At 61.0% G+C, this 25,951-nt stretch carries 14 protein-coding genes; 6 read left to right on the top strand and 8 right to left on the bottom strand.

Annotated features, from left to right (window positions below; translation table 11 throughout):
- Positions 1-43 precede the first annotated feature (43 nt).
- From kdpC to E5K02_RS06880, 6 genes are all read right to left on the bottom strand, one after another.
- Positions 44-622 carry a potassium-transporting ATPase subunit KdpC gene (gene kdpC, locus E5K02_RS06905; protein ID WP_135393365.1) on the bottom strand — a complete coding sequence of 193 codons (579 nt, stop codon included), beginning with the start codon at positions 620-622 and terminating at the stop codon, positions 44-46.
- Positions 623-679: 57 nt separating this feature from the next.
- Positions 680-2,719: a potassium-transporting ATPase subunit KdpB gene (kdpB, locus tag E5K02_RS06900; protein ID WP_135393363.1), complete on the bottom strand. Its 2,040-nt coding sequence runs from the start codon at positions 2,717-2,719 to the stop codon at positions 680-682.
- Between the two features lie 77 nt (positions 2,720-2,796).
- On the bottom strand, positions 2,797-4,497 hold the full coding sequence (kdpA, locus tag E5K02_RS06895; RefSeq protein WP_135393362.1) for a potassium-transporting ATPase subunit KdpA: 1,701 nt from the start codon (positions 4,495-4,497) through the stop codon (positions 2,797-2,799).
- Positions 4,498-4,527: 30 nt separating this feature from the next.
- Positions 4,528-4,605 (bottom strand): potassium-transporting ATPase subunit F, encoded by a 78-nt coding sequence (locus E5K02_RS26230; protein ID WP_135394791.1) that lies wholly within the window; start codon positions 4,603-4,605, stop codon positions 4,528-4,530.
- A gap of 386 nt (positions 4,606-4,991) precedes the next feature.
- On the bottom strand, positions 4,992-6,356 hold the full coding sequence (locus E5K02_RS06885; RefSeq protein WP_135393360.1) for a sigma-54-dependent transcriptional regulator: 1,365 nt from the start codon (positions 6,354-6,356) through the stop codon (positions 4,992-4,994).
- A gap of 362 nt (positions 6,357-6,718) precedes the next feature.
- Positions 6,719-8,509: a glycosyl hydrolase 53 family protein gene (locus E5K02_RS06880; protein ID WP_135393359.1), complete on the bottom strand. Its 1,791-nt coding sequence runs from the start codon at positions 8,507-8,509 to the stop codon at positions 6,719-6,721.
- Positions 8,510-8,879: 370 nt separating this feature from the next.
- Here E5K02_RS06880 and galB point away from each other — a divergent pair, with 370 nt between their 5' ends.
- Positions 8,880-11,369: a beta-galactosidase GalB gene (galB, locus tag E5K02_RS06875; RefSeq protein WP_135393358.1), complete on the top strand. Its 2,490-nt coding sequence runs from the start codon at positions 8,880-8,882 to the stop codon at positions 11,367-11,369.
- A 201-nt stretch (positions 11,370-11,570) separates the two neighbouring features.
- On the opposite strand, the gene E5K02_RS06870 is transcribed toward galB, so the two are convergent.
- Positions 11,571-13,028: an aldehyde dehydrogenase family protein gene (locus tag E5K02_RS06870; RefSeq protein ID WP_135393356.1), complete on the bottom strand. Its 1,458-nt coding sequence runs from the start codon at positions 13,026-13,028 to the stop codon at positions 11,571-11,573.
- A gap of 391 nt (positions 13,029-13,419) precedes the next feature.
- On the opposite strand from E5K02_RS06870, the gene E5K02_RS06865 reads away from it, so the two are divergent.
- Positions 13,420-16,932, top strand: coding sequence for a PAS domain S-box protein (locus E5K02_RS06865; RefSeq protein ID WP_135393354.1), 3,513 nt, complete (start codon positions 13,420-13,422; stop codon positions 16,930-16,932).
- A gap of 38 nt (positions 16,933-16,970) precedes the next feature.
- Here E5K02_RS06865 and E5K02_RS06860 read toward each other — a convergent pair whose 3' ends face one another.
- Positions 16,971-17,684, bottom strand: coding sequence for a GAF domain-containing protein (locus E5K02_RS06860; protein ID WP_135393352.1), 714 nt, complete (start codon positions 17,682-17,684; stop codon positions 16,971-16,973).
- Positions 17,685-18,235: 551 nt separating this feature from the next.
- On the opposite strand from E5K02_RS06860, the gene E5K02_RS06855 reads away from it, so the two are divergent.
- The 4 genes from E5K02_RS06855 to E5K02_RS06840 all read left to right on the top strand — a co-directional run bounded on the left by E5K02_RS06855 (position 18,236) and on the right by E5K02_RS06840 (position 25,879).
- Positions 18,236-21,382: a SusC/RagA family TonB-linked outer membrane protein gene (locus E5K02_RS06855; RefSeq protein WP_135393350.1), complete on the top strand. Its 3,147-nt coding sequence runs from the start codon at positions 18,236-18,238 to the stop codon at positions 21,380-21,382.
- A 43-nt stretch (positions 21,383-21,425) separates the two neighbouring features.
- Positions 21,426-22,946 carry a RagB/SusD family nutrient uptake outer membrane protein gene (locus E5K02_RS06850; protein WP_135393349.1) on the top strand — a complete coding sequence of 507 codons (1,521 nt, stop codon included), beginning with the start codon at positions 21,426-21,428 and terminating at the stop codon, positions 22,944-22,946.
- 114 nt (positions 22,947-23,060) lie between these two features.
- Complete coding sequence (locus tag E5K02_RS06845) at positions 23,061-24,125, top strand: glycoside hydrolase family 43 protein (protein ID WP_135393347.1); 1,065 nt, start codon at positions 23,061-23,063, stop codon at positions 24,123-24,125.
- 44 nt (positions 24,126-24,169) lie between these two features.
- Positions 24,170-25,879: a family 43 glycosylhydrolase gene (locus tag E5K02_RS06840; protein ID WP_135393345.1), complete on the top strand. Its 1,710-nt coding sequence runs from the start codon at positions 24,170-24,172 to the stop codon at positions 25,877-25,879.
- Positions 25,880-25,951 lie beyond the last annotated feature (72 nt).

Here is a 25,951-nt window from a genome sequence, read left to right as displayed (position 1 = left end):
AGCCCTAGAAAGGATATTGAAACAATGGAGGCCGCGCAGCTCGTTAGCGCCGCGGCAACGGGGCCAGGTCGTCCAGGGCCAGGTTCAACGCCAGCACATTGACTTTGGCCGGGCCGAAAAAGACGAAAATGGGCTCCTCCACGTGGGCGGCCACCAGGGCCCGGACGCGCACTACGGGCAAGCGGCGCAGCCGGGCCACCCGCGCTACCTGAGCGTAGGCCCCGGCCGGCGAAAGGTGAGGGTCCAGACCGGAGCCGCTGGCCGTGACCAGCTCGGCGGGCACGTTGCCGGCCTTCACCGTGGGGTTCTGCTGCAAAAACGCCTCAACGCGGGTGTGGACTTCGGCCAGGTATTCGGGGTTCGATGGGCCTTTGTTAGAGCCGGCCGATCCACTGGCATTGTAGTCCACGGCCGAGGGGCGACTGTTGAAGTACTCGGGCCGGTCGAACTTCTGGCCCACGTTGGCAAAGCCCACCACGCGGCCGTGGTGGCGGACGGTTACGCCCTGCCCGCCGCCCGGGGCAAGGTGGGCTCCGGCCCAAATCAGGGCCGGATACAGCACGGCGCAGAGCACGAGCAAGACCAGGGTAAGACGGAAAGCGGGAAGCAACTGCGTTTTCATGTTCTGGAAATAATCAGTGGTATTGTGGGGCTTGCGGCATTGATTTTCGGGCCGCTCCTACAGAAATAGGCTCACCACCAAGTCGAGCAGCTTGATGCCGACGAAGGGCACGATAACGCCGCCCAGGCCGTAGATGAGCAGGTTGCGGCGCAGCAGGGCCGAGGCTCCAATGGGCTTATAGGCCACTCCGCGCAGGGCCAGGGGCACGAGCAGCGGAATGATAACTGCGTTGAAAATCACGGCCGAGAGAATGGCCGACTGCGGCGACTCCAGCCCCATGATGTTCAAAGCGCCCAGGCTGGGAATGGCGACCATAAACAGGGCCGGCACAATGGCAAAGTACTTGGCCACGTCGTTGGCAATGCTGAAGGTGGTGAGCGTGCCCCGGGTCATGAGCAGCTGCTTGCCGATTTCAACCACCTCGATGAGCTTGGTGGGGTCGTTGTCGAGGTCCACCATGTTGCCGGCTTCCTTGGCGGCCTGGGTGCCCGAGTTCATGGCCACGCCCACGTCGGCCTGGGCCAGGGCCGGGGCGTCGTTGGTGCCGTCGCCCATCATGGCCACCAGGCGGCCCTGCTGCTGCTCGCGGCGGATGTACTGCATCTTGTCCTCGGGCTTGGCCTCGGCAATAAAGTCGTCGACGCCGGCCTTTTCGGCAATAAAGCGGGCCGTCAGCGGGTTGTCGCCCGTGACCATCACCGTTTTGATGCCCATGCTGCGCAGGCGGGCAAACCGCTCCTGGATGCCGGGCTTGATGATGTCCTGCAATTCTACCACGCCCAGCACCCGGTCGTTTTCGCTGAGCACCAGCGGAGTGCCCCCGTTGCTGGCAATAGCTTCCACGCGCTGGGTGGTTTCCTGCGGGAAGGGCTGGTTGGCTTTGGTGGCGAGCTGGCGGATGGCATCGGAGGCGCCCTTGCGGATGCGCTGCCCGCTGTGCAGGGTTACGCCGCTGCTGCGGGTTTCGGCCGTAAACTTGATGAGCTCGGCGCCCTGCAACTGGTGTTGCAATAGCTCGGGGCTGACTTGCTGTTCGCGGGCCAGCTCCACAATGCTCTTGCCCTCGGGTGTTTCATCGGTGAGCGACGCCAGGGTGGCCAACTCAATAAACTGCCGCGCATCTACTCCCGGGGCGGGCCAGAAATGGGTAGCCTTGCGGTTGCCGATGGTAATGGTGCCGGTTTTGTCGAGCAGCAGCACGTCGATGTCGCCGGCCGTTTCCACGGCCTTGCCGCTCTTGGTAATGACGTTGGCGCGCAGGGCCCGGTCCATGCCGGCAATGCCGATGGCCGAGAGCAGCCCGCCGATGGTGGTCGGAATCAGGCAGACAAAGAGGGCAATGAAGGCCGAAATGGCAATGGGCGTCTTCGAATACTCGGCAAACGGCTGCAGCGTCACGCAGACAATGACGAAGACCAGGGTAAAGCCGGCCAGCAGAATGGTGAGGGCAATTTCGTTGGGCGTTTTCTGCCGCGAAGCCCCTTCCACCAGGGCTATCATCTTGTCCAGAAACGACTCGCCGGGCGCGGTGGTCACCACCACCTTGATGCGGTCCGACAAGACTTTGGTGCCCCCCGTCACGGAGGATTTGTCGCCGCCCGCCTCCCGAATCACCGGCGCCGATTCGCCCGTTATGGCCGACTCGTCGATGGTGGCCAGGCCTTCGAGTATTTCGCCGTCGGTGGGAATGATTTCGCCGGCCTCGACCAGAAACACCTGGCCCTTTTGCAGGTGCGACGACGAGACGGACGAGACGTTGCCCTGCGCATCGAGGACGCGGGCGGGCGTTTCCTGACGGGTTTTGCGCAGGCTCTCGGCCTGGGCTTTGCCGCGGGCTTCGGCTATGGCCTCGGCAAAGTTGGCAAAGAGCAAGGTTAGCAGCAGCACCAGAAAAACGGTGAAGTTGTAGCCGAACGAGCCCTGGGCCGGGTCGGGCTGCACGAGCAACCTGAGCGTGACGAGCAGCATGACCAGGGTGCCCAGCTCCACGGTAAACATCACCGGGTTACGGAACATAAGGCGCGGGTCCAGCTTCACGAAGGCCTGGTGTACAGCTTCAGAAACCAGCGCGGGCTGGAAGAGAGAATTCTTAGACATGAGTACTCCGAATCGAGTAGGAAGACACAGGAAAAAGCAGCAGGCAGCAGGGATGCAATGCTGGGGCCACCGCGGGACTAATACAGGGAGAAATGCTCGGCCAGGGGGCCCAGGGCTAGGGCCGGGAAAAAGGCCAGGGCAGCAATGATGACGATGACGGCCAGTACCATCACCCCGAACGTGGCTGTATCGGCGGGCAGCGTGCCGGCGCCTTCGGGCACGTATTTCTTGCGGGCCAGCAGGCCGGCAATGGCCACCGGACCGATGATGGGCAGAAAGCGTGAGAGTAGCAGTACCACGCCGGTGGTGCAGTTCCAGAACGGGGTATTGTCGCCCAGGCCCTCGAAGCCCGAGCCGTTGTTGGCCGCCGAGGAGGTAAACTCATACAGCATCTCCGAGAAGCCGTGGAAGCCCGGGTTGGCCAGCCAGCCGGCGTACTCGGTGGGGTTGCCCACGTAGGTATGCGTCGCCAGGGCCGTGCCGGCCAGAATCAGCAGCGGGTGGAGCAGCGTGACGATGACGGCAATTTTCATTTCCCGGGCTTCAATCTTCTTGCCCAGAAACTCGGGCGTGCGGCCCACCATCAGGCCGGCAATGAAGACGGCAATAATCAGGTAGGCAAAGAAGTTGAGCAGACCCACGCCGCAGCCCCCGTAAAAGGCGTTGGTCATCATGCCCAGCAGCTGGCTCAGGCCCGAAAGCGGCATAAACGAGTCGTGCATGGAATTGACCGAGCCGCAGCTGATGACTGTGTTGGTAATGCTCCAGTAGGCCGAGGCCGCCGCCCCAAACCGCACTTCCTTGCCTTCCATAGCCCCCAGCGGCTGCTCCACGCCAAGGGGCGAAAGAGCGGGGTTGCCCTGCAACTCGTAGTACACAGTGGGGGCAAGCAGGGCCACAAAGCCGACGGTCATGACTCCGAAAATCATCAGGGCCAGGCGGCGCCGGTTGAGGTAGAAGCCCAGCGCAAACACCATGGCCACGGGAATAATGCAAAGGGCTAGGTTCTCGGCGGCGTTGGTCAGGTAGGTGGGGTTTTCGAGCGGGTGGGCCGAATTGGCCCCGAAGAAGCCCCCGCCGTTGGTGCCCAGCTCCTTGATGGCTACCATGGCCGCCACCGGCCCCCGGGCCACGGCCACCGAGTCGCCCTGCAGCGTAACGAGCGGCTGCTTGCCTTGCAACGTCATGGGTGTGCCGCTGAAGACCAGTAGCAGGGCCAGCCCGAGGGAGCCCGGCAGCAGCAGGCGGGTCAGGCTCCGAACGAAGTACTGGTAAAAGTTGCCCAGTTTGTCGGTGGCGCGAGTTTGCAGGGCGTTGAAGACCACGACGGCGGCGGCAATGCCGGTGGCGGCACTCACAAACTGCAGGAAGGTAATGACCACCAGCTGAGAAAGGTAGGAGAGCCCCGATTCGCCGGAGTAGTGCTGCAGGTTGCAGTTGACCAGAAAGGAAATAGCCGTGTTGAAAGCCAGATCCGGACTCATCGAGGGGTTGGCGTCGGGGTTGAGCGGCAGGCTGCCCTGGGTGCAAAGCACGAGCATAGCCAGCAGGAACCACACCAGGTTGATGGTGAGCAAGGCCACCATATGCTGCTGCCAGCTCATTTCCCGGCGGGCATCGAGGCCGGCCAGGCGGAAGATGCCCTTTTCCAGGGGCGTCAGAAAATCCAGAGCATTCTTCTCGCCTTTAAACACCCGGGCCAGGTAGCGGCCCAGGGGCCAGGCCAGCGCCAGGGTGAGGAAATAGAGCACAAGAATGCCCAGTAAGTCAGAATTCATAAGAGAAAGGGTGAAGAGGTAAGCGCCGGGTTAGAATCGTTCGGGCTTGAGCAGCACGTAGATCAGGTAGCCAAACACGGCCAAGCAGAGAAGAAATAGGGCGAGCATCATGGCGTGGCTGTGGCTAGATGTGGTCGAAATAGTCGATGGATTTGTAGAAGAGCCAGAAGCCCGCCAGACCGGCGGCAGTGAGCAGGGGAAGCAAAAGCAGTGGGGGCATGGAACACGTAAGAGTTAGAATGCGGATGCCAGCCTTGCTGCCAAAGTCCGTCCCGTTTTTAGCGTTGTCCGAAGGTTTGTTTACAGTTTCCTGAAGTACAATGAGTTGTAAGTTGCTGGGCTGGGCTGCCTGTTGCTCCTCTACCACGGGGGTACTAGCGTTTTGCTAGGGTTGAATGCATTTTGCTACTCTTGGGCGGGTACATAAAAAAAGCCGCCTCGAACGGAGGCGGCTTCGGCGGTACTGCTGATAGCGGCTGGGAAAGGCCCGTGCGTTACCCCTGCAGCCCATACTCCTGCATTTTTCGGTACAGCGTGGTCACGGCTACGCCCAGCAGGCGGGCGGCTTCGGCCTTGTTGCCGTGGGCCTGCCCCAATACCTGACGAATGTGGTGCATTTCGGCCGTGCGCAAGCTCCAATCCGGGGAGTTGCTAGGGTGGTGGGGTGGCGTTTCGGCCACGTATTGCAGCTCGGCGGGCAGGTCGGCCACGGTGAGCAGGTCGTAATCGGCCAGGATGACGGCACGTTCCAGCACGTTTTTCAGCTCCCGCACATTGCCCCGCCAATTATAGTGGGTCAGGTGGCGCAGCACCTCGGGCTCCATGCCGCGCAGGCGCTTGCGCAGCTTGGCCGCGTAGAGCTGCACAAAATGCCGGGCCAGGGGCTCAATGTCCTCGCGGCGCACGTTCAGGCCCGGTACGTTCACCGTAAACACGGCCAGGCGGTAGTAGAGGTCTTCGCGAAAATGGCCCTCGTCGGCTTCCTGGCGCAGGTTACGGTTGGTAGCGGCCACAATGCGGACGTTGGCCGTCAGCGGCTTGGTGTCGCCTACCTTCAGGTACTGCCGGCTTTCGAGCACGCGCAATAATTTGGCCTGCAGCTCCAGGGGCAGCTCGCCAATTTCGTCCAGAAACAGCGTGCCGCCGCTGGCTTCCTCTATCAGGCCACGCTTGTCGGCCAGGGCCCCGGTAAAAGCTCCCCTGCGGTAGCCGAATAATTCGCTTTCCAGCAAATCCTTGGGGAAGGCTGAGCAGTTGACGGCCACGAAGGGCTTGCTCCGGCGCGGGCTGGCCTGGTGAATGGCCTGGGCAAACAGCTCCTTGCCCGAGCCCGTGGGTCCTTCCAGCAGCACGGTGCTGTCGGTGGGGGCCACGCGCAGGGCCAGGGCTTTGGCTTGGGTGAGCGGGGCCGAGTGCCCAATCATGGCTTCAAAGCTAAACTGGGCCTCCACTTTCTTTTCCAGGGCTGCCACTCGATGCTGCAGACGAGCTTTATCGGCAGCCCGCTCCACTACTACCACCAGCTGGTCGTCGGAATTGCCCTTGGTCAGGTAATCAAACGCGCCGAGCTTCATGGCCTGCACGCCGTCGGCAATGGTGCCAAAGGCGGTCATAAGCACGATTTCGGCCAGGGGCGCGGCTTGCTTGTAGCGGGGCAATAGGGCTAGCCCGTGCCCGTCGGGCAGCTTCACGTCGCTCAAAATCACCAGCACCTCTTCCGTGTGCTGGCTGAGCAGCTCCAGGCCGGCGTAGGCCGTAGCGGCGGCCAGCACCGTGTAGCCTTCCAGCTCCAGCACCCGGGTCAGCACCTGGCGCAGGCTGTTTTCGTCGTCAATCAGCAGTAAGGTTCCTTTCGGCATGGGTAACAGGCAGAGCTCAACGGAAATTTTTCGGGGCAAGGGTACACAAAAACGGGCGGTTCCCGAGGAGGCCAAACCGAAGCCCCCGGCCCTGGGTTTTCTGATTCCTGCGGATGTGCAATTGGACCGTCGCAAAACGCTCCTAGCCCCCGCCGTGGGGAAAAGCCGGCGGGGTGGGCCGTGCCCGGTAGCATATCAGCCGGTAGACGGTGTCCAGCATAAGGTTATGGCGACAACAGAACACGCCAAAGAGCCCTCGTTGCGGCCAGGCAAGCACCGTACTTCGCCTAGCTAGCAATAGAAACAAGAAAATTCGGAAGGGCCGCTGGTTCGCGGCAAAACTGGGGCTCGTGGCCGGCCGATCAGAGCTTGCTGAACTGGCGGGTGTGCACCCGGTGAGCCTCTTCTACCTGCACCTGATACAGGCCCTTGGCCAGGCCCGCTACGTTCAGCTCGACAGTTGCTGCGGAGCCCGGACAAGTCTGGGTCAGCACCAGTTGCCCGGTCAGCGAGTACACGCGCACTGTGGCGGCAGTAGAGCTAGGGTGTTTTCTGATAGTCAGTGTGTTCGAGGTAGGGTTGGGGTAGAGGCTCAGGTCCGTGGCGGCGGTGGGCGGCGTGACGGGCAGGGCCGGGCTGCTAGTGCGAAAAAACTCCACGTTATCCAGGTTACACCAGTTGCCCGCGTTGGCATCCGACCACAGCCCGATTTCGCACTGCCCGCCGGTGACCTGAATATCCGTAATCTGCACCTGTGCCCAGGTGTTGGCCAGGGGTAAGTCAACTTTCTTTTCGGAGCCGCCGAAGTTTTTGGCGTAGAGCTGGCAGGCGCGTTGGCCCCCGCTATTCTGGACCCAGGCCCGCAGGGTGTAGGTGCCATTAGGAAGCCCGGTGCGCAGCTGGTAGGTGCTCACCTCGTAGGCCGAGCTCAGCCAGTGGGTGAGGCGGAAGCTGCCGGTGTGGCCGCCGCCCTCGGTTTTGTCGGCCGCGTAATTGGCGGCGGTGCTGGCCCAGCTCGTCCAGCCCGTGGGCGTTTGGGTGCCGGTGCCGTCGGCCTCGAAGCTGGGGTTGGTTAGCAGGTTGGCCGTGGGTACGGGGGGCGTGGGAGTGACCAAGAAGGCATTCAGGGCTGTCGAGGGCCTGCCGTCGTTGCCCCAGGCGCTGAGCTGGTAGCCGCTGAAGCTGCGGTAGCCTTCGGGTTCCCAGTAGAATACGCCCAAGCCCTGGCGGTTGGGTACGGCGGCCACGGCATTCTGCACGGTCACCAGCATATCGTACGCATTCTGGGGCGCATTGGCGCAGTCGCCACCCACTTCCGCTACCACCACCGGCTTGCCGTAGCGGCTGGCCATGTCGCTCAGGTTGTACTGCAGGCCGGCAATGGAGGCTGTGTAGTCCTGGTTGAGCCAGTAGGGGTAGTACGACATGCCAATTACGTCGTAGCGGCCCCCGTTGCTGGTGAGGCGGTCGAAGAAGGAGCGGAACCGGGCGTTGTCGTTGCCTTTGTCGAGGTGGATAACCACTTGCGAAGCAGGGCTTACCGCCTTCACGGCGTCGTAGCCCTTGTTGAGCAGCTGGGTCAGCTGGGCAAAGTTGGCCGTGCTGCCCTCGGGCCAGAGCAGGCCGTTGGGTATCTCATTGCCTACCTGCACCCATTCGGGCGTTACGCCGTTGGCCTTCAGGGCGCTCATCACGCTGTAGGTGTGGTCGTACACGTCTTGCTGGAGCTGGGCAAAGCTGTGGGTGGCCCAGGCGGCGGGTTTGGTTTGCTGTCCGGGGTCGGCCCAACTGTCGCTGTAGTGAAAGTCAATCATGAGGCGAAAGCCCAGGCTCTTGGCCCGCGTGGCCATCTGTACCACCTCTGCCGGGCTGCAGTGCCCGTTCACCCAGTCCACCATCGACGGGTTGACCCAGACCCGCAGGCGAATCGAGTTAATGCCCTTGTCTTTCAGAATCTGAAAGCAGTCCTGCTCCACGCCCTGCTCGTTGTAAAACTTGTAGCCGTTGGCTTCCATCTGCTGCAGCCAGCTTACGTCGCCGCCTTTGGCAAATGTCTGGGCCCAGGCAGCAGGGGAAAACCAGGCGCTGGCTCCCAGCATCACTCCCACGAGTAGGGCGTAGGGGAGCACGGCTAGGGTAGATACTTTCTTCATGGCGTAGGGTGGGATAGGAAAGCAGTAAGCCGGCGGTGAAAATGACCGGGGTAAAACCAGGCAAGCAGCAGGGGGGTTTACTGCTGCCACTTGTTTGCAAGAACGGGAATAGATGCTTACAACCGATTGTGCTGCTTTAAGTAATTGCTTCAGAGGAATGTGGCACTCAAATCGGCAGCTGATAAGCGACAATGCCATCCGTTGGGCGTCGTCAGTGGTGCGGCGGGTGTACCCAAGGCGGATAGAAACACAATCGTTTATGCCCTATCTTCGACTCAAATCTGTGGCAACAAACTGCTCTTCGCTGGGCATGTGGCCGGTTCGGTTTCATAAGTACTGTCAGCACCAGCCTTGCCGCTTTCTGCTTCCTATGAGAGACTTTATCACGCGGTTTGCCCTACGGGGCGTAGTAGCCGGCTTTCTGTTGCTGCCAACCGGGGCCGCCCAGGCCCAGCAAACCCGGCAGGAGTACCTGCTGACCACCGACTGGAAATTCACTAAAGGCGACGTGGCCGAAGCCGCCCAGCCCGGCTTCAAGGACGCCAAGTGGCAGACCGTGAGCGTGCCCCACGACTGGGCCATCTACGGCCCCTTCAGCAGCCGCAACGATTTGCAGCAGGTCAGGATTGAGCAAAACAACGAACAGCAGGCCACGCTCAAAGCCGGCCGCACCGGCGGGCTGCCCTTCATCGGGGTGGGCTGGTATCGGCGCCGGCTGCAGGTGCCCGGCTTTGGGCCGGGCCAGCGGGCCGCGCTGCTCTTCGACGGGGCCATGAGCGACGCCCGGGTGTTCATCAACGGGCAGGAAGTGGGGCGCTGGCCCTACGGCTACAACTCGTTTTCCTTCGACATTACCGCCTTCCTAAAGCCCGGCGGGGAGAATGTACTGGCCGTGCGGCTGCAAAATCAGCCCGAGGCGTCGCGCTGGTACCCGGGTGCCGGCCTCTACCGCAACGTGCACCTGCTCGTGACCCAGGACGTGCACATTCCCGTGTGGGGCACCTACCTGACCACGCCGACCATTACGGCCGAATTCGCTAAGGTAAAGCTGCGCACCAAGGTGGAAGCCCCGGCCGGAGCTGGTACCGATCTGCGCCTGGAAACCACCATCCGCGACGCCGCCGGCCAGGCAGTGGCCACCACCAGCACCCCGCTTGCGGCCACCGACGGGCAGGAATTTGAGCAGAACCTGGTGGTGCCCAAGCCCCAGCTCTGGTCGCCCGAAACGCCGGTGCTGTATTCGGCCACGTCGCGGCTCTACGCCGGTCAGGTACTTAAGGACGAGTACACCACGCCGTTCGGCATCCGCTCCTTCGCCTTCGAAGCGGGCAAGGGCTTCGTGCTGAACGGCCAGCCGCGCAAGTTCAAGGGTGTGTGCAACCACCACGACCTGGGGCCGCTGGGCGCGGCCGTGAATACGGCGGCCCTGCGCCGGCAGCTTACCTTGCTCAAGGAGCTGGGCGCCGACGCCATCCGGACCACGCACAACATGCCCGCCCCCGAGCTGGTGAGCCTGGCCGACGAAATGGGGTTTATGCTCATCGTGGAATCCTTCGACGAGTGGAAGAAGCCCAAGGTCAAGAATGGGTACAGCCAGTATTTTGATGAGTGGGCGGAAAAAGACCTGGTCAACATGGTGCACCGCGACCGAAACCACCCCTCCGTGATTCTCTGGAGCATCGGCAACGAGGTACCCGACCAGTGGGCCCCGGGCGGTACCAAAATCGCCAAGCGGTTGCAGGATATTGTGCACCGCCAAGACCCCACCCGGCCCGTGACGGCCGGCATGGATCAGTTTGACGCGGCCGTCAACAATGGCTTTGCCGCCCTGCTCGACCTGCCCGGCTTCAACTACAAGCCCCACCGCTACCCCGAGGCCCAGACCAAGCTGCCCCAGGGCCTGCTGCTGGGCTCGGAAACGGCTTCCACGGTCAGTTCCCGCGGGGTCTATAAATTTCCGGTCGTGACGGGCAAAGACCAGAAGTATAGTGACAACCAGTCCTCGTCGTATGATCTGGAGTACTGCAACTGGTCGCAGACGCCCGATGAGGAGTTTGCCGCCCAAGACGACCTGCCCTACACCCTGGGCGAGTTCGTCTGGACCGGGTTCGACTACCTGGGCGAGCCTACCCCCTACGACGAGAAGTGGCCTTCCCACAGCTCTTACTTCGGTATTCTGGATCTGGCCGGCATTCCCAAGGATCGGTTTTACCTGTACCGCTCGCGCTGGAACACCGCCTCGCCTACGCTGCACCTGCTCCCGCACTGGACCTGGCCGGGCCGTGAAGGGCAAACTACGCCCGTGTTCTGCTACACCAGCTACCCCGAGGCCGAGCTGTTCGTGAACGGTAAAAGCCAGGGCCGGCAGCGCAAAGGCCCTTCCGATAAGCCCCAGACCCGCTACCGCCTGATGTGGAACGAGGTGAAGTATGCGCCCGGCAGCATCAAGGTAGTGGCCTACGACGCCCAGGGCAAAGCCGTAGCCGAAGAGGAGGTGAAAACCGCCGGCAAGCCCGACCACATCCGCCTCGTGGCCGACCGCACCACGCTCACCGCCGATGGGCAGGACCTGGCCTTCGTAACGGCTCGGGTGGAAGATGCCCAGGGCAACCTGTGCCCGGAAGCAACCACCCAGCTGCAGTTTTCGGTGAGCGGGGCCGGGCGGTTCCGGGCCGTGGCCAACGGCGACCCGACGAACCTGGAGCTGTTTCATCAGCCGCGGATGCAGGCCTTTCAGGGTATGCTCGTGGCCCTGGTGCAAACCACCGACCGCACCGGGGAACTGCAGCTCAAGGCAACGGGCAAAAACCTGAAAGGCGCCACCATCCGCCTGCAGGCCGCCAAACCCACCGGGAAGTAAGCAGTTGCCCTATCCGCGCATTCCGCCGCAACCCCAGCGGTTACGAAAAAGAACAGCGGCACGGGGCGGAATACAATTAGCTTCTGTGACTTGCTCGACCACACTAAAAATCCCGCCCCTGTGACAGGGGCGGGATTTTTAACGGATGCGGAAGCCGGCTTGGGAAACTTGCAGCAGGAGCACTGACCGATTTACAACCGGTTAAATCGGGTATTCGCGGGGCTGGTGCTGCACGGTTACCCACTGCACGCGGGTCATTTCATCCATGACCCATTCGCCGCCAAAACGGCCCAGGCCCGATTCCCGCTCGCCGCCGAAGGGCGCGTTGGGCTCGTCGTTTACGCTCTGGTCGTTCACGTGAATCATGCCCGTTTCGACCTGCCGGGCCAGCTGCACGCCCCGCTCCACGTTGCGCGTGTGCAGGGCTCCGCTCAGGCCAAAGTCCAGCTCATTTGCCAGCCGAAGCATTTCTGCCTCATTCTTGAAGCGCACCAGGGCGGCCACCGGACCAAAGATTTCGTTTTGGGCGATGGGCATATCGTTGCGCACTTCGGAAAGTACCGTAGGGTGCAGCAGGGCCCCTTCCGCCTGCCCGCCGCACTCAAGCTTGGCCCCCTGGCTCACGCTGGCCTCCAGGTCTTCCAGAATGCGCTGCACCTGCTTCTCGTCGATAAGCGGGCCGATATCCGTGGCTTTGTCGCGCGGGTCGCCCACTTTCAGGGCCTTGGTGCGGGCCACTAGCTTGTCGCGAAACTCGTCGTAGACGGCCTCGTGCACCAAAAAACGGTTGATGGCCATGCAGATCTGACCCTGGTGCATGAATTTGCCCATCATACCGGCCGCCACGGCTTGGTCGATATCGGCATCCTCCAGCACGATAAAGACGTTGTTGCCCCCGAGTTCCAGGGCCACCTTTTTCAGGTTTTCGCCGGCCAGCTTGCCGATGCCTTTGCCCACTGGCGTAGAGCCGGTAAAGGAAATCAGCTTGGGAATGGGGTGGGTCACGAATGGGTCGCCGATAACCGACGACTTACCCACTACCACGTTGAATACACCCTTGGGCAAGCCGGCTTCCTCAAACAGCTTGGCCAGCAGCGTGCCGCCCGTTACCGGGGTTTGGGAGGCGGGCTTTACCACGATGGTATTGCCGCAGCCCAGGGCCGGGGCAATGGAGCGCATCGAGAGGTGCACCGGGAAGTTCCAGGGACTGATAATGCCGATGACGCCCAGAGGCTTGCGGTAGACCCGGCTTTCTTTGCCCGGTGTGCTGGAAGGCAACACAAAGCCGTGCAGACGGTTCGGAAAGGAGGATGCTTCCAGAATAACTTCCCGGGCCAGCATTACTTCAATTTCGCCCTTGGCATGCGCCCCGCCGGCCTCCTGGGCTATCCAGTGCGCAAACTCATCTTTGCGCGCCAGCAGAATATCCGCGGCCTTGAGCAGGATGTCGCGGCGCTGCTGGGGCAGCAGGTCGGCCCAGGCGGGAGCAGCCCGCTGGGCCGCCTCGTAGGCCTCATTCAGCTCCGCCATGCCCCCACACTTGATGGTAAGCAGCACGGCGTTGTCGTAGGGGTTCAGGTCCTGGATAGTGTCGTTTTCGCCGCCCTCGCGCCAAACGCCGTCAATGTATTGCTTGTCTAATCCTTCGTACGCTTTCATAATGGTGTTGTGGGGTGTGGTAGATAAGAATTGCGCGGAAACCCCCGGTCGTGCGGCGGGCTGGTCCGGCAGTTTCAACCCCGGCCAACGATGGTTTGTTTGGGCTCGACTATAACCGTAGCGCGCCGAAGCGGGTAATAACTACCGGGTTTCGGCCCGTTTGGGTAGCACACATTGCCCGCTTGTGGCGCGAGTGCCCGCGCCTGTCCCGGCGTAGCCGTAAATTCGTGGTGAATTGAGTAGCAGTGGCTTACCCTGCTTGGGGCACGGAAGGCCGTTTCAAAGAAAATTTCCGGGGCTGCAACCCGGCACCACGGCCCGTAAGAAGCCGAAGCCGAAATAGTACCGGGTTCGGGAAAAATATGCTATTTGCCCCTGTACCGCCCATTCGATGTTTATTGTGAGCGAGCAGCCTACCATTCAGCCGTCCGGTTCCTGGGAAAAAGACCTGCTGCTTCTGCAACAGGCCTTCGACGCGGTAGTGGTTCTGGACCAGCAGGGACGTATTCAGTGGAGCAACCCGGGCCTGACCCAGCTGCTGGGCCGCAGCGCTACCGAGCTGCGGCAGCAGCTGGCCTGGCCGCTGCTGGGGGGACACGCCGGCAGCCCCGTGAGTTCGGCTTATTTACAGGCGCAACTGGAAACCAACCAAGCCTTTCGCTACGAAGCCCAGCTCCGGCATGCGGATGGCTCGGCGCGCTGGGTGCGTCTTAAAGTGCAGCCGCTGCCGCTGCAGCCGGGGGCGCCTCAGCAGTTTGTGGGGCTGCTGGAAAATGTGGCCGAAGTAAAGGCCACCGAGCAGGCCCTAGTGGAAAGTGAGCAGCGGTTTCGGTTTCTGACCGAGCACGTGCCCGGAGTGTTGTTCCAATGGCGGCAAAACCGGTCCGCGCCCTCCGGCCTGACGTACATCAGCCCCAAGCTGTACGATATTTTCGGCGTGGCCCCCGACCAAGTTCCTCGCCTGTTGGAGTTTATTCACCCCGAGGATCAGCCCCTGTGGGAAAGCTCGATGGCCCAGGCCCGGGCCCACAAGCAAAGCTGGGCGTTTGAGGGGCGCCTGCAGGTACCGGGGCAGCCGGTACGCTGGTGCCGGGCTAATTCTATTCGCTCCCTGACCGACGACGAAGGCAGCCTCTTCAGCGGTATCCTGGTCGATATCACCGCCCTGAAACAGGCCGAGGACGCTGTGCGGGCCAACGAGCAGCGCTGGCAGCTGGCCATCGAGCGGTTTGGCGACGGCGCCTGGGAGTTTAACTACCAAACCGGGCAGGAATACTTTTCGGCCAGCTACCAGGCGATGCTCGGCTACGCCCCCGGCGAATTTGCGCTCGAACACCAGTCCTGGCTTACCCACGTGCACCCCGACGACATTGCCGCCAGCCTCCGCGCCTCAGATGCCTACTTGCGCGGGGAAGTGCCCATCTACTCCATCGAGCGGCGGCTGCGCTGCAAAGACGGCAGCTATAAGTGGGTCCTGACCCGGGGCTTGGTCACCAAGGTCGATGCGCAGGGCCAACCCCTGATTATGACCGGGGTCCACACCGATATTTCCGCTATCAAAGAAGCCAATACGGCCAGTGAGGCTGCCCGGCTGCGACTGTCCACCACCATTGCCAATTTTCAGGAAGGCATTCTGCTCGTCGATGAGCATCACCGGGTGGTCTTGGCCAACGAAGCCATTTGCCGGCTGTTTAATAGCACTACTTCGGCCCAGGAATTGGTCGGGCGCGATGCCCAGCAGTTTGGCTGGCAAGCCCAAGGCCGGGTGCGGGAGGAAAAAGAGTTTCTGGCCCGCTACGAAGCCATGATTCAGAACCGGGAGCTGGTTACGGGGCAGATGTTCAGCCTTAAGGATGGCCGTACCCTGCAGTGCGACTTCGTGCCAATCTACGTCAGCGACACCTACATCGGGTATCTGTGGAAATTTCAGGATGTTACGGAGCGGCAAACCAACGAAGATGCCCTGCGCCGTCGCGAAGAAAAGTACCGCCGCATCATCGAGAATATGAAACTCGGTTTGGTTGAGCGCGCCCAAAATGGGGAGGTGTCCTACGTCAACCAGGCCTTTTGCGACATCACCGGGTTTACGGCCCAGGAGCTGCTGGAGGAGAATGCCATGCGGCACGTACTCAGTACCGTCGGCGAGCAGGTGGTGGCCGAAAAAACCAATGAGCGGGCCCGCGGCATCTCCGACACCTACGAGATAAGCATCACCACCAAAACTGGGGAGCGGCGGTGGATATTAGTCAGCGCGGCCCCGGTCTACGATGATCTTCGCCAGGTGTGCGGCTCCATTAGCATTACCCTGGACATTACCCACCAGAAAGAGCTGGAGCACAACCTGCGCACGGCCAAGGAATACGCCGAGGAGTCGGCCCGGACCAAGGAGCTGTTTCTGGCCAACATGAGCCACGAGATTCGCACCCCCATGAATGCCATTCTGGGCATGGGCCAGCTGCTGGCCAAAACGCCCCTGAATGCCGAGCAGCAAAACTACCTGCGCGCCATTGCCACGTCGGGGGAGAACCTGCTGGTTATTATCAACGACATTCTGGATCTGTCCAAAATCGGGGCCAGCCAGTTGATCATTGAGCGAATCGGCTTCAGCCTCCCGGCCCTGCTGGGCCAGATCGAAAAGAGCCTCTATTTTAAAGCCGAGGAAAAAGGGCTGCGTTTCATCGTGAGCAGTGATGACAAGGTGCCCACGGTGCTGCTCGGCGACCCCTACCGTATCACGCAGGTGTTGCTGAATCTGGCCGGCAATGCCATCAAGTTTACCGAGAAGGGACAGGTGACCATTACCGGTGAGCTAGTGCGCCAACTACTACCCGACCAGGTCGAGCTGCGCTTCACCGTGGCCGATACCGGAATTGGTATCGACGCCGAGTATCTGAGCGACATCTTCAAAGAGTTCAGTCAGGAAGATTCATCCGTGACCCGCAAGTTTGGCGGCACGGGGCTGGGCCTGAGCATTAGCCGCAGCCTGGTGAACCTGATGGGCGGGGAGATTAAGATTGTCAGCCAGAAAAATGAGGGCACCCACAGCTCTTTCTCGCTGGTGCTGCCCGTTGGCTCGGAAAACGACCTGCCCCAAAAACAGCCCGTCACGGCCGACATCCGGGCCCGGCTCCAGGGCAAGCGGGTGCTGCTCACGGAAGACAATGTCTTTAACCGGCAGATTGCCCGGGGGTTCTTGCGGAATGCCCAGTTGCAGGTAATAGAGGCCGAAAACGGTGCTGTGGCCGTGGAGCTAGCCCGCCAGAACGACTTCGATGTGATTCTGATGGACGTGCAAATGCCCGTCATGAACGGCCTGGAGGCCACCGCTCATATTCGGGCGGCGGGCCTGCGTACGCCCGTCATTGCACTAACGGCCAATGCCATCAAAGGAGAGCGGGAAAAGTGCCTACAGGCGGGTATGAATGACTATCTGGCTAAGCCTTTTCAGGAAGACGACCTGCTCAAGATAATCAGCCTCTGGACGCTAGGCGAGCCGCTGGCACCCGGGCTGATGGCCCACACGGAGGCACCCGTGCCGAATGCTTCTTTATATAGCTTAGCCATCATCGACCAGGTAGGGCAGGGCGACCCTGATTTCCGGGTGCTGATGCTGGAGGCTTTTATGGAAGGTGCCCACGAAGCTATGGAGGAGCTGCACCAGGCCCAGCAGGCCCAGGATGTGCTGCAGCTACGGGCGGCTACCCACAAGCTCAAGCCCAGTCTGGAACACTTGCAGGTACATGGTATCCTGCCCGTAGTGCAGCAACTTGATACCTGGCAAGGCCCTTTCGATGCCGCGCAAATTGTCCCCTTGGTGGAGCAGGTAACAAAAGTGCTGGCCACACTGCAAGGCCAGCTGGCGGCCGAACTCCAGAATGTGCGTCAAAACTTACGCTCCTTATAGCTCTCTGCCGCTGAAAAATTGCACCGGGGCCGCCTCGCCTAAGCGGCTCCCGACGAAGGCTGCTGCCAGGATCCCAGCGTTTGGTGCAGCTGCCGGGCCATGGCGTCGGCTTCCTTGCCAATTTCTTCTTTCACCCGGTTGGTTTCAGCGGCCGAAGCCATCGTGTTGCGCGTGAGCAGGGCCGTCAGCTTCTGCATCCATCGAATAGAGTCTTCTACCGCGTCGTAGAGAGAGGAATCCAGGGGCGCGTTGTGGGCGGCAGCCCGGTACAGGTCGAGCAGGCAGATAATGAGGCGGGCGTAGGCCTCCAGGAGCAGCCTATCTTCAATAAAAGGCGTCTGGGGCCGGTGGTCGGCAATGGCCAACACCCCGATGTTGTAGCCATCCTGGGTTTTGAGGGGAATCCCGACGAAGAACTGCAAATTCAGCAGGTTGATTTCCGCCGACTGAATCAGTTGGCACGGGTCCTTGTGCAGGTCTTCGAAGATGGTTGCTTGGTCGTGCAGAATGGCAACGGAGCACAGACTAAAGTCGCGGGCGAGGTGTTCGGCACCGGTCCAGCCGGCTGTATAGCGAAACCACACCGTTTCTGCCTCTACCAACGACAAAAAGCAAATCGGTACCCGGCAGAGGCTAGCCGCCATTTTCACCAGTTCATCGAATACTGGTTCGTGGATGGTCCCCAGATTCCGATAGCGCGCTACGGCCTGCAAACGGGCCGCTTCATTCTCAGGAATAAGATTCGCATTCATAAGGATAGGATGGCGAGGATAAATATATTGGTAGTTAAATATAATAAAATAACTACCTGTTTGGTGCGGTTCATTGCATTTTCAATCAAAAAGTGAGGCATGTGTTATAAATATGTTCTGTAAACTTCAGAATACCCTCCTGTATGCTTTCAAATTTCACTATCCCTGTGAGACTCACAGAGAAAAAAATAGGAGTAGGGAGGAAGGCTAGCTAGAATTATGAAGCCGCGCTACTGGCATCGCCAGCCTTGTTGTAGACAAGTCGCATGCCGGTTATGTACAATTAGAACGACTATTCCGAATGCTGCCCCCAGTAGATAAGCTGTAAGAAATTGTTGGTTATATGGTACGATTTAGTTAACCTTACTCATCAATTCCGATGAAAGTGGCTTTTCATGTGGCTCTACACCCCCTCAAATAGCCCCTACGCCCTAGAAAGGGGTTTTTCATCGTAACGCTTTTTTTTTGCTCATGTACACAATCGTTTGTGAATCCCTTCTCTGCACAAACGATTGTGTTGATATCTCTCCAATTCCCACATTCTTTTTTTCATGAAAAAGCCCGTACCCAAAATGACCCGGATAACGCTTCCGGCTCTGCTGTGCTGCTTGCCGCTTCAGGCGGCACTGGCTGAGGTAGCTGCTCCACCTTCCTCTGCTTCCTGTTTTCCTCGTGCGGTGGCCTTGGCCGATGTTTCGGTTTCCGGAAAAGTTGTTGATAGCAAAGGCGAGGGCCTGCCCGGCGTTACGGTACTGGTGAAAGGTACTTCTACCGGCACCTCGACCAATGCCGACGGCACCTTTCTGCTAATTGCTCCGGCGGGCAGCACCCTGTCGTTTAGTTACGTCGGCTACATCCGTAAGGAAGTAACAGTCACGGAAGCTACCACCACGCTGAATGTCGCGCTGGCCGAGGACGTGAATGCCCTCAGTGAAGTAGTCGTCGTGGGCTATTTGCAGCAGGACCGGCAAAACGTGACCAGCGCCGTGAGCAGCGTCGACACCCGGGAAGCGGCCAAAGCGCCCGTGCCCACGTTGTCGCAGGCCATTCAGGGCCGGGTAGCCGGGGTGCAGGTGCTAGGTTCGGGGGCGCCCGGAGCGGTGCCCAACATTGCTATTCGCGGTATCGGTAGCGTGAATGCCGGCAGTCAGCCGCTATACGTTATCGACGGCCTGTGGACCGACAACATCCGCGACCTGAGCCCCAACGATATCGAAACAGCCACGGTGCTGAAGGATGCTTCGTCGACGGCCGTATATGGCTCGCGCGGGGCCAACGGCGTTATTCTGATTACGACCAAGCGCGGCCAGGCCGGAGAGCCCAAAATCAGCTTCAACGGCTATACGGGGGTAGAAAGCATTTATAAACGTTACGAACTGACCAACCACAGCGAGTGGGCCGACCGGGCCACCACGGCCTACCTCAACGCCGGCCTCGACCCGCGCGTGGAGATGCCCGGTGCCGTGAAAGGCACGCCCGCCTACAGCGACGCCATCGACACCGACTGGCAGAAAGAGTTTTTCCGCGACGGGAAAGTGCAGGACTACAACCTGTCGTTTTCGGGCGGCAGCAGCAGCGGAAAAAATGCCACCAACTTCCTGATTTCGGGCGGCTACTTCAACCAGGAAGGCATTGTGAAAGGCCCCAAATTTGAGCGCTACAGCGTGCGCCTGAACTCGGGCTTGACGCGCGGCCGCCTCAAGGTAGGGCAGAGCCTGCTGGTAACGCACATCAACACGACCCTGCTCAACGAGGCGCCGTTTATCGACGTGCTGACGGAGCTGCCCGGCATTCCGGTCTACAACCCCGCCAACGTGGGCGGCTTCGGCTACGGCAGCGCCAACCTGTTCAACTACTCCGTGAACCCCATCGGGGCCCAGGAAATCCTGAACCGGACCCAGAAAAACAATCGTTTGCAAGGCAGCGCCAACGCCGACTTTGCCTTCACCGATTTCCTGTCGTACCGCCTGAACATGGGCCTGGAGGTGCACGACTATAACGACAAGGATTTCCGCAAAAACGGATTTATCCGCCTGGGTGAGTCTTCCAACCCTAACAACACCTTCCTGTTTGAAAACCGGGGTACGGCCATGACTACCCTGATTGAAAACACGCTGAACTTCAACAAGCGGTTTGGGGAGCACGGCATCAGTGCAGTAATCGGCTACTCGGAGCAGACCTTCAACGCTAACAACGCCACGGCCCGCAACACCTTGTTTTTGTCGCAGCCCCAGTACTTCCCCGTGCTCAGCGCCGGCACGGCCCCCAACGGCACGGTGAGCGGCGTGGAGGATGAGTACAACAAACGCTCGTACTTCTCCCAGCTCAACTACGACTTCAAGAACCGCTACCTGCTGACGGCCAGCTTCCGCCGCGACGGCTCGTCGCGCTTTGCGCGCAGCAACCAGTACGGCAACTTCGGGGCCGGCTCGGTGGGCTGGCGCATCAGCGAGGAAGACTTCTTCAAAAACGCCCTGCCGCTGGTCAGCAACCTCAAGCTGCGGGCCAGCTACGGGGTGAACGGCAACGACAACCTGCCCGGCTCTTACCTCTACCAGGCCACTATCAACCAGAACGTGAGCTACCCGCTGGGGGCCACCCAGACGTTCGTCAACGGTGCCATTCAGCTCGGCCTGGAAAGCCAGAACATCCGTTGGGAGTCGCGCTACACTTCCAACGTGGGCTTCGATTTAGCCCTGCTGGAAGACCGGGTGACGCTGTCGGCTGATTACTACACTTCCACGACCAAGAATGCCCTGGTCAACCCCCGCCTGCCCGATTACCTGGGCACGGCCGCCTCAATTTCGCCCTTCACCAACCTGGGCGAGATTCAGAACCGGGGCTTTGAATTTGCCCTGGGCTACCACGAAAACCGCAGCGCCTTCACCTACGGCGCCGACCTGACCCTGACCACTCTGAAAAACGAAGTGCTGAAGCTCTCCGAACTGCAGCCCAACGTGGTAGGGCCCTTCGGCGTGACCCGCACCCAGGTGGGCCAGCCCATCGGCCGCCTCTACCTGGTCGAGATGCTGGGTATTTTCCAGAGCCAGGAGGAAATTGACAACTACAAAAACGCCGCCGGCAAAGTAATTCAGCCCCTGGCCAAGCCCGGCGACGTGAAGTACAAAGACCTCAACGGCGACGGCCAGATCAGCGCCGACACCGACCGGGAATTTGTGGGTAACCCGTTCCCGACCCTGCAGTTTGGCCTGAACCTGACGGCCGGCTATAAAGGCTTTGATCTGAGCGTATTCCTGCAGGGCGTGACCGGCAACGAAATCTACAACAACACCCGGGCCGTGCTCGACCAGCTCAACGGCGTGAACAACTACCGCCGCGACCTGAGCCCCTGGACTCCGCAAAACCCCTCGACCACCACGCCCCGCCTGGTGCAGGGTGGGGGCCTGGAGGCCGTCAACAACAACAACCCCTTCACAACCCGCTGGGTGGAAGACGGCAGCTACCTGCGCCTGCGCAACGTGCAGCTGGGCTATACCTTCCCCAAGAGCCTGACCAGCAAAGTGCCCAGCCTGGGTAGCGTGCGGGTGTATGTGACGGGCCGCAACGTGTTTACCGTCACCAAGTACATCGGCTTCGACCCCGAAACGCCCGGTCTGGGCGTTTACGGCCCCGGCATCGACAGCTCGAGCTACCCGAACGTGCGCGCCTTTACGGGCGGGGTGCAGGTGAATTTCTAAGCCGGCGCTTCGTGGCGCCGCCCCAACTTCTCATTCTACTTCGATGAAATCTTCTAAACTTCTCATAGCCGCCCTGACCGGCGCCTTGCTGACGGGCACCAGCAGCTGCCAGAAGGACCTGCTCGATACCGTCAACCCCAACGAACCCAGCTCCGAGCAATTCTGGCAAACCGAGCAGGATGCAGTACGCGCCTCCACGGCCCTGTATTCGCCCCTCCAGTATTTTTCGACCTACAGCCTGGGCTGGCACTTTGCCACCGAAGGCCGCTCGGACGAGAGCTGGACGCGCACCCCGGCCCTGGATTTGAACCAGTTCCTGACCTTCCGCCAGGCCAATACCACCGACCGGTCGCAGGTTATCTGGAACGACTTCTACCGGGCTATTTTCCGCTGCAACCAGGTGCTGACCAAGGTGCCCGGCATTCAGATGGACGAAACCGTGAAAAAGCGCGTGCTGGCCCAGGCTTACTTCGTGCGGGGGCTGTGCTACTACGAGCTGGGCTTGCTGTTTGGCAATGTGCCGCTGGTAACCACGCTGGCCGATGCCAGCACCCGTGTGCCCCAGGGCAATGTGCAACAGGTACAAGCCCAAGTCATTGCCGACATGCAGGCCGCCAAAGCCGGCTTGCCGCTGGCCAGTGAGTGGGGCCCCGCCGACAAAGGCCGGGCCACCCGCGGGGCGGCCACGGCCTATCTGGGCAAGGTATACATGCAGCAGAAGGAGTGGGCCCTGGCCTCGGCGCAGTTTGCCGAAATCATCAGCTCCAACCAGTACCGCCTGGTCGACAACTACCAGGACAACTTCACCGAGTTCAACGAAAACAACAGCGAGTCGATTTTCGAAATCCAATTCGAGGGTAGCAGCAAGCTGCCCGCCGTGGGCGTCGACATTGCCGGGGGCTCCGAAGGACAGGAACGCTCCCAGTTCTGGGGACCTCCCGGCTTTGGCTTCACCGACGTGGACGTGCGCCCCTGGGTGTTCCGCGAGTTCCGCGACCGGACCGCCACCGGGGCCATCGACCCGCGCCGCGACGTATCGGTGTACAGCGCCGTGGGGACGCCGCTGGTATACGGCCGGCCCTACACCGACCCCAGCCGCTACCTCTGGCGCAAGTACCAGAACGACCCGCGGCCCGGCGGAGCCTTCTTCGAAGACTTCCACTCGGGCATCAACATCCGGCTGGTGCGCCTGGCCGACGTGCTGCTGATGCAGGCCGAGGCCCTGAATGAGCAAGGCCAGCCCGAGGCGGCCCTGCCGCTGATCAATCAGGTCCGGGGCCGGGCCAGCGTGCGGGTAGTGCCCCTGACGGGGACCTTCACGAAGGAAACCATGCGCCTGCAGCTGCGCCACGAGCGGGTAACCGAGCTAGCTGGCGAAGGGGTACGCTGGAGCGACATCAACCGCTACGGCCTGCTCGACAGCCAGGAAGAAGTAGACAAGCTGGCCCGGGCCGACCACGACCCGGACTTCCTGAACTTTGTAGTGGGCAAAAACCGCCTGCTGCCTATTCCGCAGACCGAAATTGATATCGACCGGAATCTGAAGCAGAATCCGGGCTTCTAACAGTATTCATTGGGTGGGTGAGATGCCGCCACTTTGGCCTGCAAGCTGGAGTGGCGGTTTTGCCTGAGGGCTACCGCTCGGGTTACTTTTCTGAGGCTCCTTATTCTTTTGCGCATGACTTTTTTTCGCAGCCTGGGGTACGCCGGTATCGTGCTCAGCACCTTCCTAAGCGGTACGGCCTGTAAGCAGACGCAGCCCCCGCCGTTTGTGCCCACAACGGTAGATGCCACAACGTTCCAGAACCCCCTGCTGGCTTCCGGTCCCGACCCGTTTGTGGCCCAGAAGGATGGGTTCTACTACTACCTGCACACGACCAACACCAACCTGACCATCTGGAAAACGGCGAAAATGTCGGACTTGCCGGCCACCGCGGGCCGCGTGGTCTGGACGCCGCCGGCCCAGGGCCCCGCCTCGGGCAACCTGTGGGCCCCGGAGCTGTTTCACCTCGACGGCAAGTGGTACCTCTACTACTCGGCCGGGCCGGCGGGCACCAACCTGGGCCAGCAGCGCACCTGGGTGCTGGAAAATTCCGCCGCCGACCCGACCACCGGAACCTGGGTGGATAAAGGCCGCATCTACAGCCCCGACGCCGACTTCTGGCAGATTGACGGCACGGTGCTGGAGCAGAACGGCAACCGCTACTTTATCTGCTCCGGCCACAACGGCATCGACGGCGTGCAGCGCCTCTACATCACCCGCATGAGCAACCCTTGGACCCTGACCGGGCCGCGGGTCGAGCTTTCCCACCCCGAATTTTCCTGGGAAAATGTGGGGCCGCCCTTCGTGAATGAAGGTCCCGAAATCCTGAAACACGGCAACAAAACCTTTCTGGTGTATTCGGCCAGCTTCTGCGGCACCGACCAATACGCCCTGGGCATGCTCACGGCCAACAGCACTGCCGACCCCATGCTGCCCGCCTCCTGGACCAAATCGACGCAGCCGGTGTTTGCCCACAGTCCCACCAACCGGGCCTATGCCACGGGCCACAACTCGTTTTTCCGGTCGAAAGACGGACAGGAAGACTGGATTATTTACCACGCCAACTCCAACCCGAACGAGGGCTGCGTAGAAAAGCGCAACCCCCGAATGCAGAAGTTTGCCTGGAAGCCCGACGGCAGCCCCAACTTCGGGGTTCCGGTGCCCATCAACCAAGCCATGACCAAGCCCGGCGGGGAATAACCCCGGTCGGCCCTACCTTTATCTTCCGCTTTACTTTTCCCACCATGCGTGAATTTTCTACTTTTCGGGCCTTGTCGGCCGGCCGGTTTCTAGGGGCCCTGCGCCGGGGCTGGGTGTTTCTCCTGCTCCTGACCCTGTGCAGCAGCGCGCCCGCCTGGGCCATCCGCGGCGCAGTAGGTGCCCACGACCCGTCCAACATTATCAAGGACGGTAATAAGTACTGGGTGTTCACGACCGGCGTGGGCATTCCGAGCCTGTACTCCACGGATATGCTGAACTGGACGGCCGCGCCCCGGCCCGTATTTACGGCCGCTACCAAGCCCAGCTGGATTGCTACCAAGGTGCCCGGTTTCGTGGACACCTACTGGGCTCCGGAGTGTATCTACATGAACGGGAAATTCTACCTCTACTATTCCTGCTCCACGTTTGGCTCTAAAGTATCGGGCATTGGCCTGGCGACCAACGTAACACTGGACCCAACCAGCCCCAACTACAACTGGGTGGACGAAGGCGAGGTTATTTCCTCCAACAACAACAGCGCGGCCAATGCCATTGACCCGGCCGTGTACCGCGACGCGGCCAACAACCTGTGGTTTACCTACGGGTCGTTTTTCGGCGGCATCCGCATTCTGCAGCTCGACCCGGCCACGGGCAAGCCCTTGGCCAACGCCACGCAGTTTGCCGTGGCCAACGGGGGAGTAGAGGCCGCCTACGTGAAGCAGCACGGCAGCTACTATTACCTGTTCATCAACCGCGGCAACTGCTGCCAGGGCTCCAACAGCACCTACTACATTCAGGTGGGCCGCTCTACCTCGCCCTCGGGCCCCTTCCTGGACAAGAACGGGGTAAACCTGAACAACAACGGCGGCTCGGTGGTGCTCAGCACCTCGGGGCGCTACGTAGGGCCCGGGCACGCCGGCGTCTTCGAGGAAAACGGGGTCAGCTACTTTTCCCACCACTACTACGACCTCGACAACGGCGGGGCCGCCAAGCTCGACGTGGCCAAGCTCACCTGGGATGCTGCCGGCTGGCCCGTGGTAAGCCGCAACTGGCTCACGCCCGGCCGCTACACGATCAGTAATCCAACGAGCAGCTTGCTTTGGACGTCGGCGGGCTGTAATAGTGCCGTGGGGCAGGGCGTGCTGCAGAACCCCGGCAGCGGGCAGCCTTGCCAGCAGTGGGACCTGACCCTAATCGGGGAGGCCACCTACCAGCTCTCTACCGTGGATGGGGCAGTTGCCGTGGGCACGCGCAACTGCTCTTCGGCTACCGGTACACCGCTGCAGCTGGAATCCAGCTCGGGGTCGGTGTGCCAGGAGTTTCAGCTGGAGCGCGCCAGCGACGGTAGTTTCGTGTTCGGCTTTTTCAACCGGGTGGTGGAAGCCGCGGGCGGCTCGGGCAGCGCCGGCACGGCCCTGCAATTGGGGCTATATAACCCGGCCAGTCCCGCCCAGCGCTGGACGACTACCGCTACCGGGCCGCTGGCTTCGGCCGCGGGGCAGCGCCTGGTTGGCGTAAGTATTTATCCGGTGCCCGCTCAGGGGCAGGGTTTCACGGTAGCACTGGGCAGCCAGCCCACGGCCGAAGCCACGGTGGTGGAAGTCTATGATGTGCGGGGGCAGCGAGTGCACCGGCAGCCATTCGATAAGCAACTCGCCAAGCTGGTCGTTACCACTGCCTTGCGGCCGGGGGTATACCTGGTGCGGGTGAGTCGCAGTAGCGGCACCTTTACACAAAAGATATCAATTCAGTAAAGACGATTTTGGAGGTGAGGCGGTTGTTTACGGCTGCCTCACCTCTTTTTTTATAAATAGTTTACACAAACG

This window comes from Hymenobacter metallicola (genome assembly GCF_004745645.1).
Classification (GTDB): Bacteria; Bacteroidota; Bacteroidia; order Cytophagales; family Hymenobacteraceae; genus Hymenobacter; species Hymenobacter metallicola.
Note: the sequence above shows the minus strand (reverse complement) of the source record. Positions and strands in the feature narration are given on the sequence as shown.

Excerpts from the sequence above, each read along its gene's own strand:
- kdpA (WP_135393362.1), bottom strand. The coding sequence starts at position 4,497 with ATGAATTCTGACTTACTGGGCATTCTTGTGCTCTATTTCCTCACCCTG.
- E5K02_RS06865 (WP_135393354.1), top strand. The coding sequence starts at position 13,420 with ATGTTTATTGTGAGCGAGCAGCCTACCATTCAGCCGTCCGGTTCCTGG.
- kdpB (WP_135393363.1), bottom strand. The coding sequence starts at position 2,719 with ATGTCTAAGAATTCTCTCTTCCAGCCCGCGCTGGTTTCTGAAGCTGTA.
- E5K02_RS06840 (WP_135393345.1), top strand. The coding sequence starts at position 24,170 with ATGCGTGAATTTTCTACTTTTCGGGCCTTGTCGGCCGGCCGGTTTCTA.
- E5K02_RS06885 (WP_135393360.1), bottom strand. The coding sequence starts at position 6,356 with ATGCCGAAAGGAACCTTACTGCTGATTGACGACGAAAACAGCCTGCGC.
- kdpC (WP_135393365.1), bottom strand. The coding sequence starts at position 622 with ATGAAAACGCAGTTGCTTCCCGCTTTCCGTCTTACCCTGGTCTTGCTC.
- E5K02_RS06880 (WP_135393359.1), bottom strand. The coding sequence starts at position 8,509 with ATGAAGAAAGTATCTACCCTAGCCGTGCTCCCCTACGCCCTACTCGTG.
- E5K02_RS06870 (WP_135393356.1), bottom strand. The coding sequence starts at position 13,028 with ATGAAAGCGTACGAAGGATTAGACAAGCAATACATTGACGGCGTTTGG.
- E5K02_RS06860 (WP_135393352.1), bottom strand. The coding sequence starts at position 17,684 with ATGAATGCGAATCTTATTCCTGAGAATGAAGCGGCCCGTTTGCAGGCC.
- E5K02_RS06850 (WP_135393349.1), top strand. The coding sequence starts at position 21,426 with ATGAAATCTTCTAAACTTCTCATAGCCGCCCTGACCGGCGCCTTGCTG.
- E5K02_RS06845 (WP_135393347.1), top strand. The coding sequence starts at position 23,061 with ATGACTTTTTTTCGCAGCCTGGGGTACGCCGGTATCGTGCTCAGCACC.
- E5K02_RS06855 (WP_135393350.1), top strand. The coding sequence starts at position 18,236 with ATGAAAAAGCCCGTACCCAAAATGACCCGGATAACGCTTCCGGCTCTG.
- galB (WP_135393358.1), top strand. The coding sequence starts at position 8,880 with ATGAGAGACTTTATCACGCGGTTTGCCCTACGGGGCGTAGTAGCCGGC.
- E5K02_RS26230 (WP_135394791.1), bottom strand. The coding sequence starts at position 4,605 with ATGCTCGCCCTATTTCTTCTCTGCTTGGCCGTGTTTGGCTACCTGATC.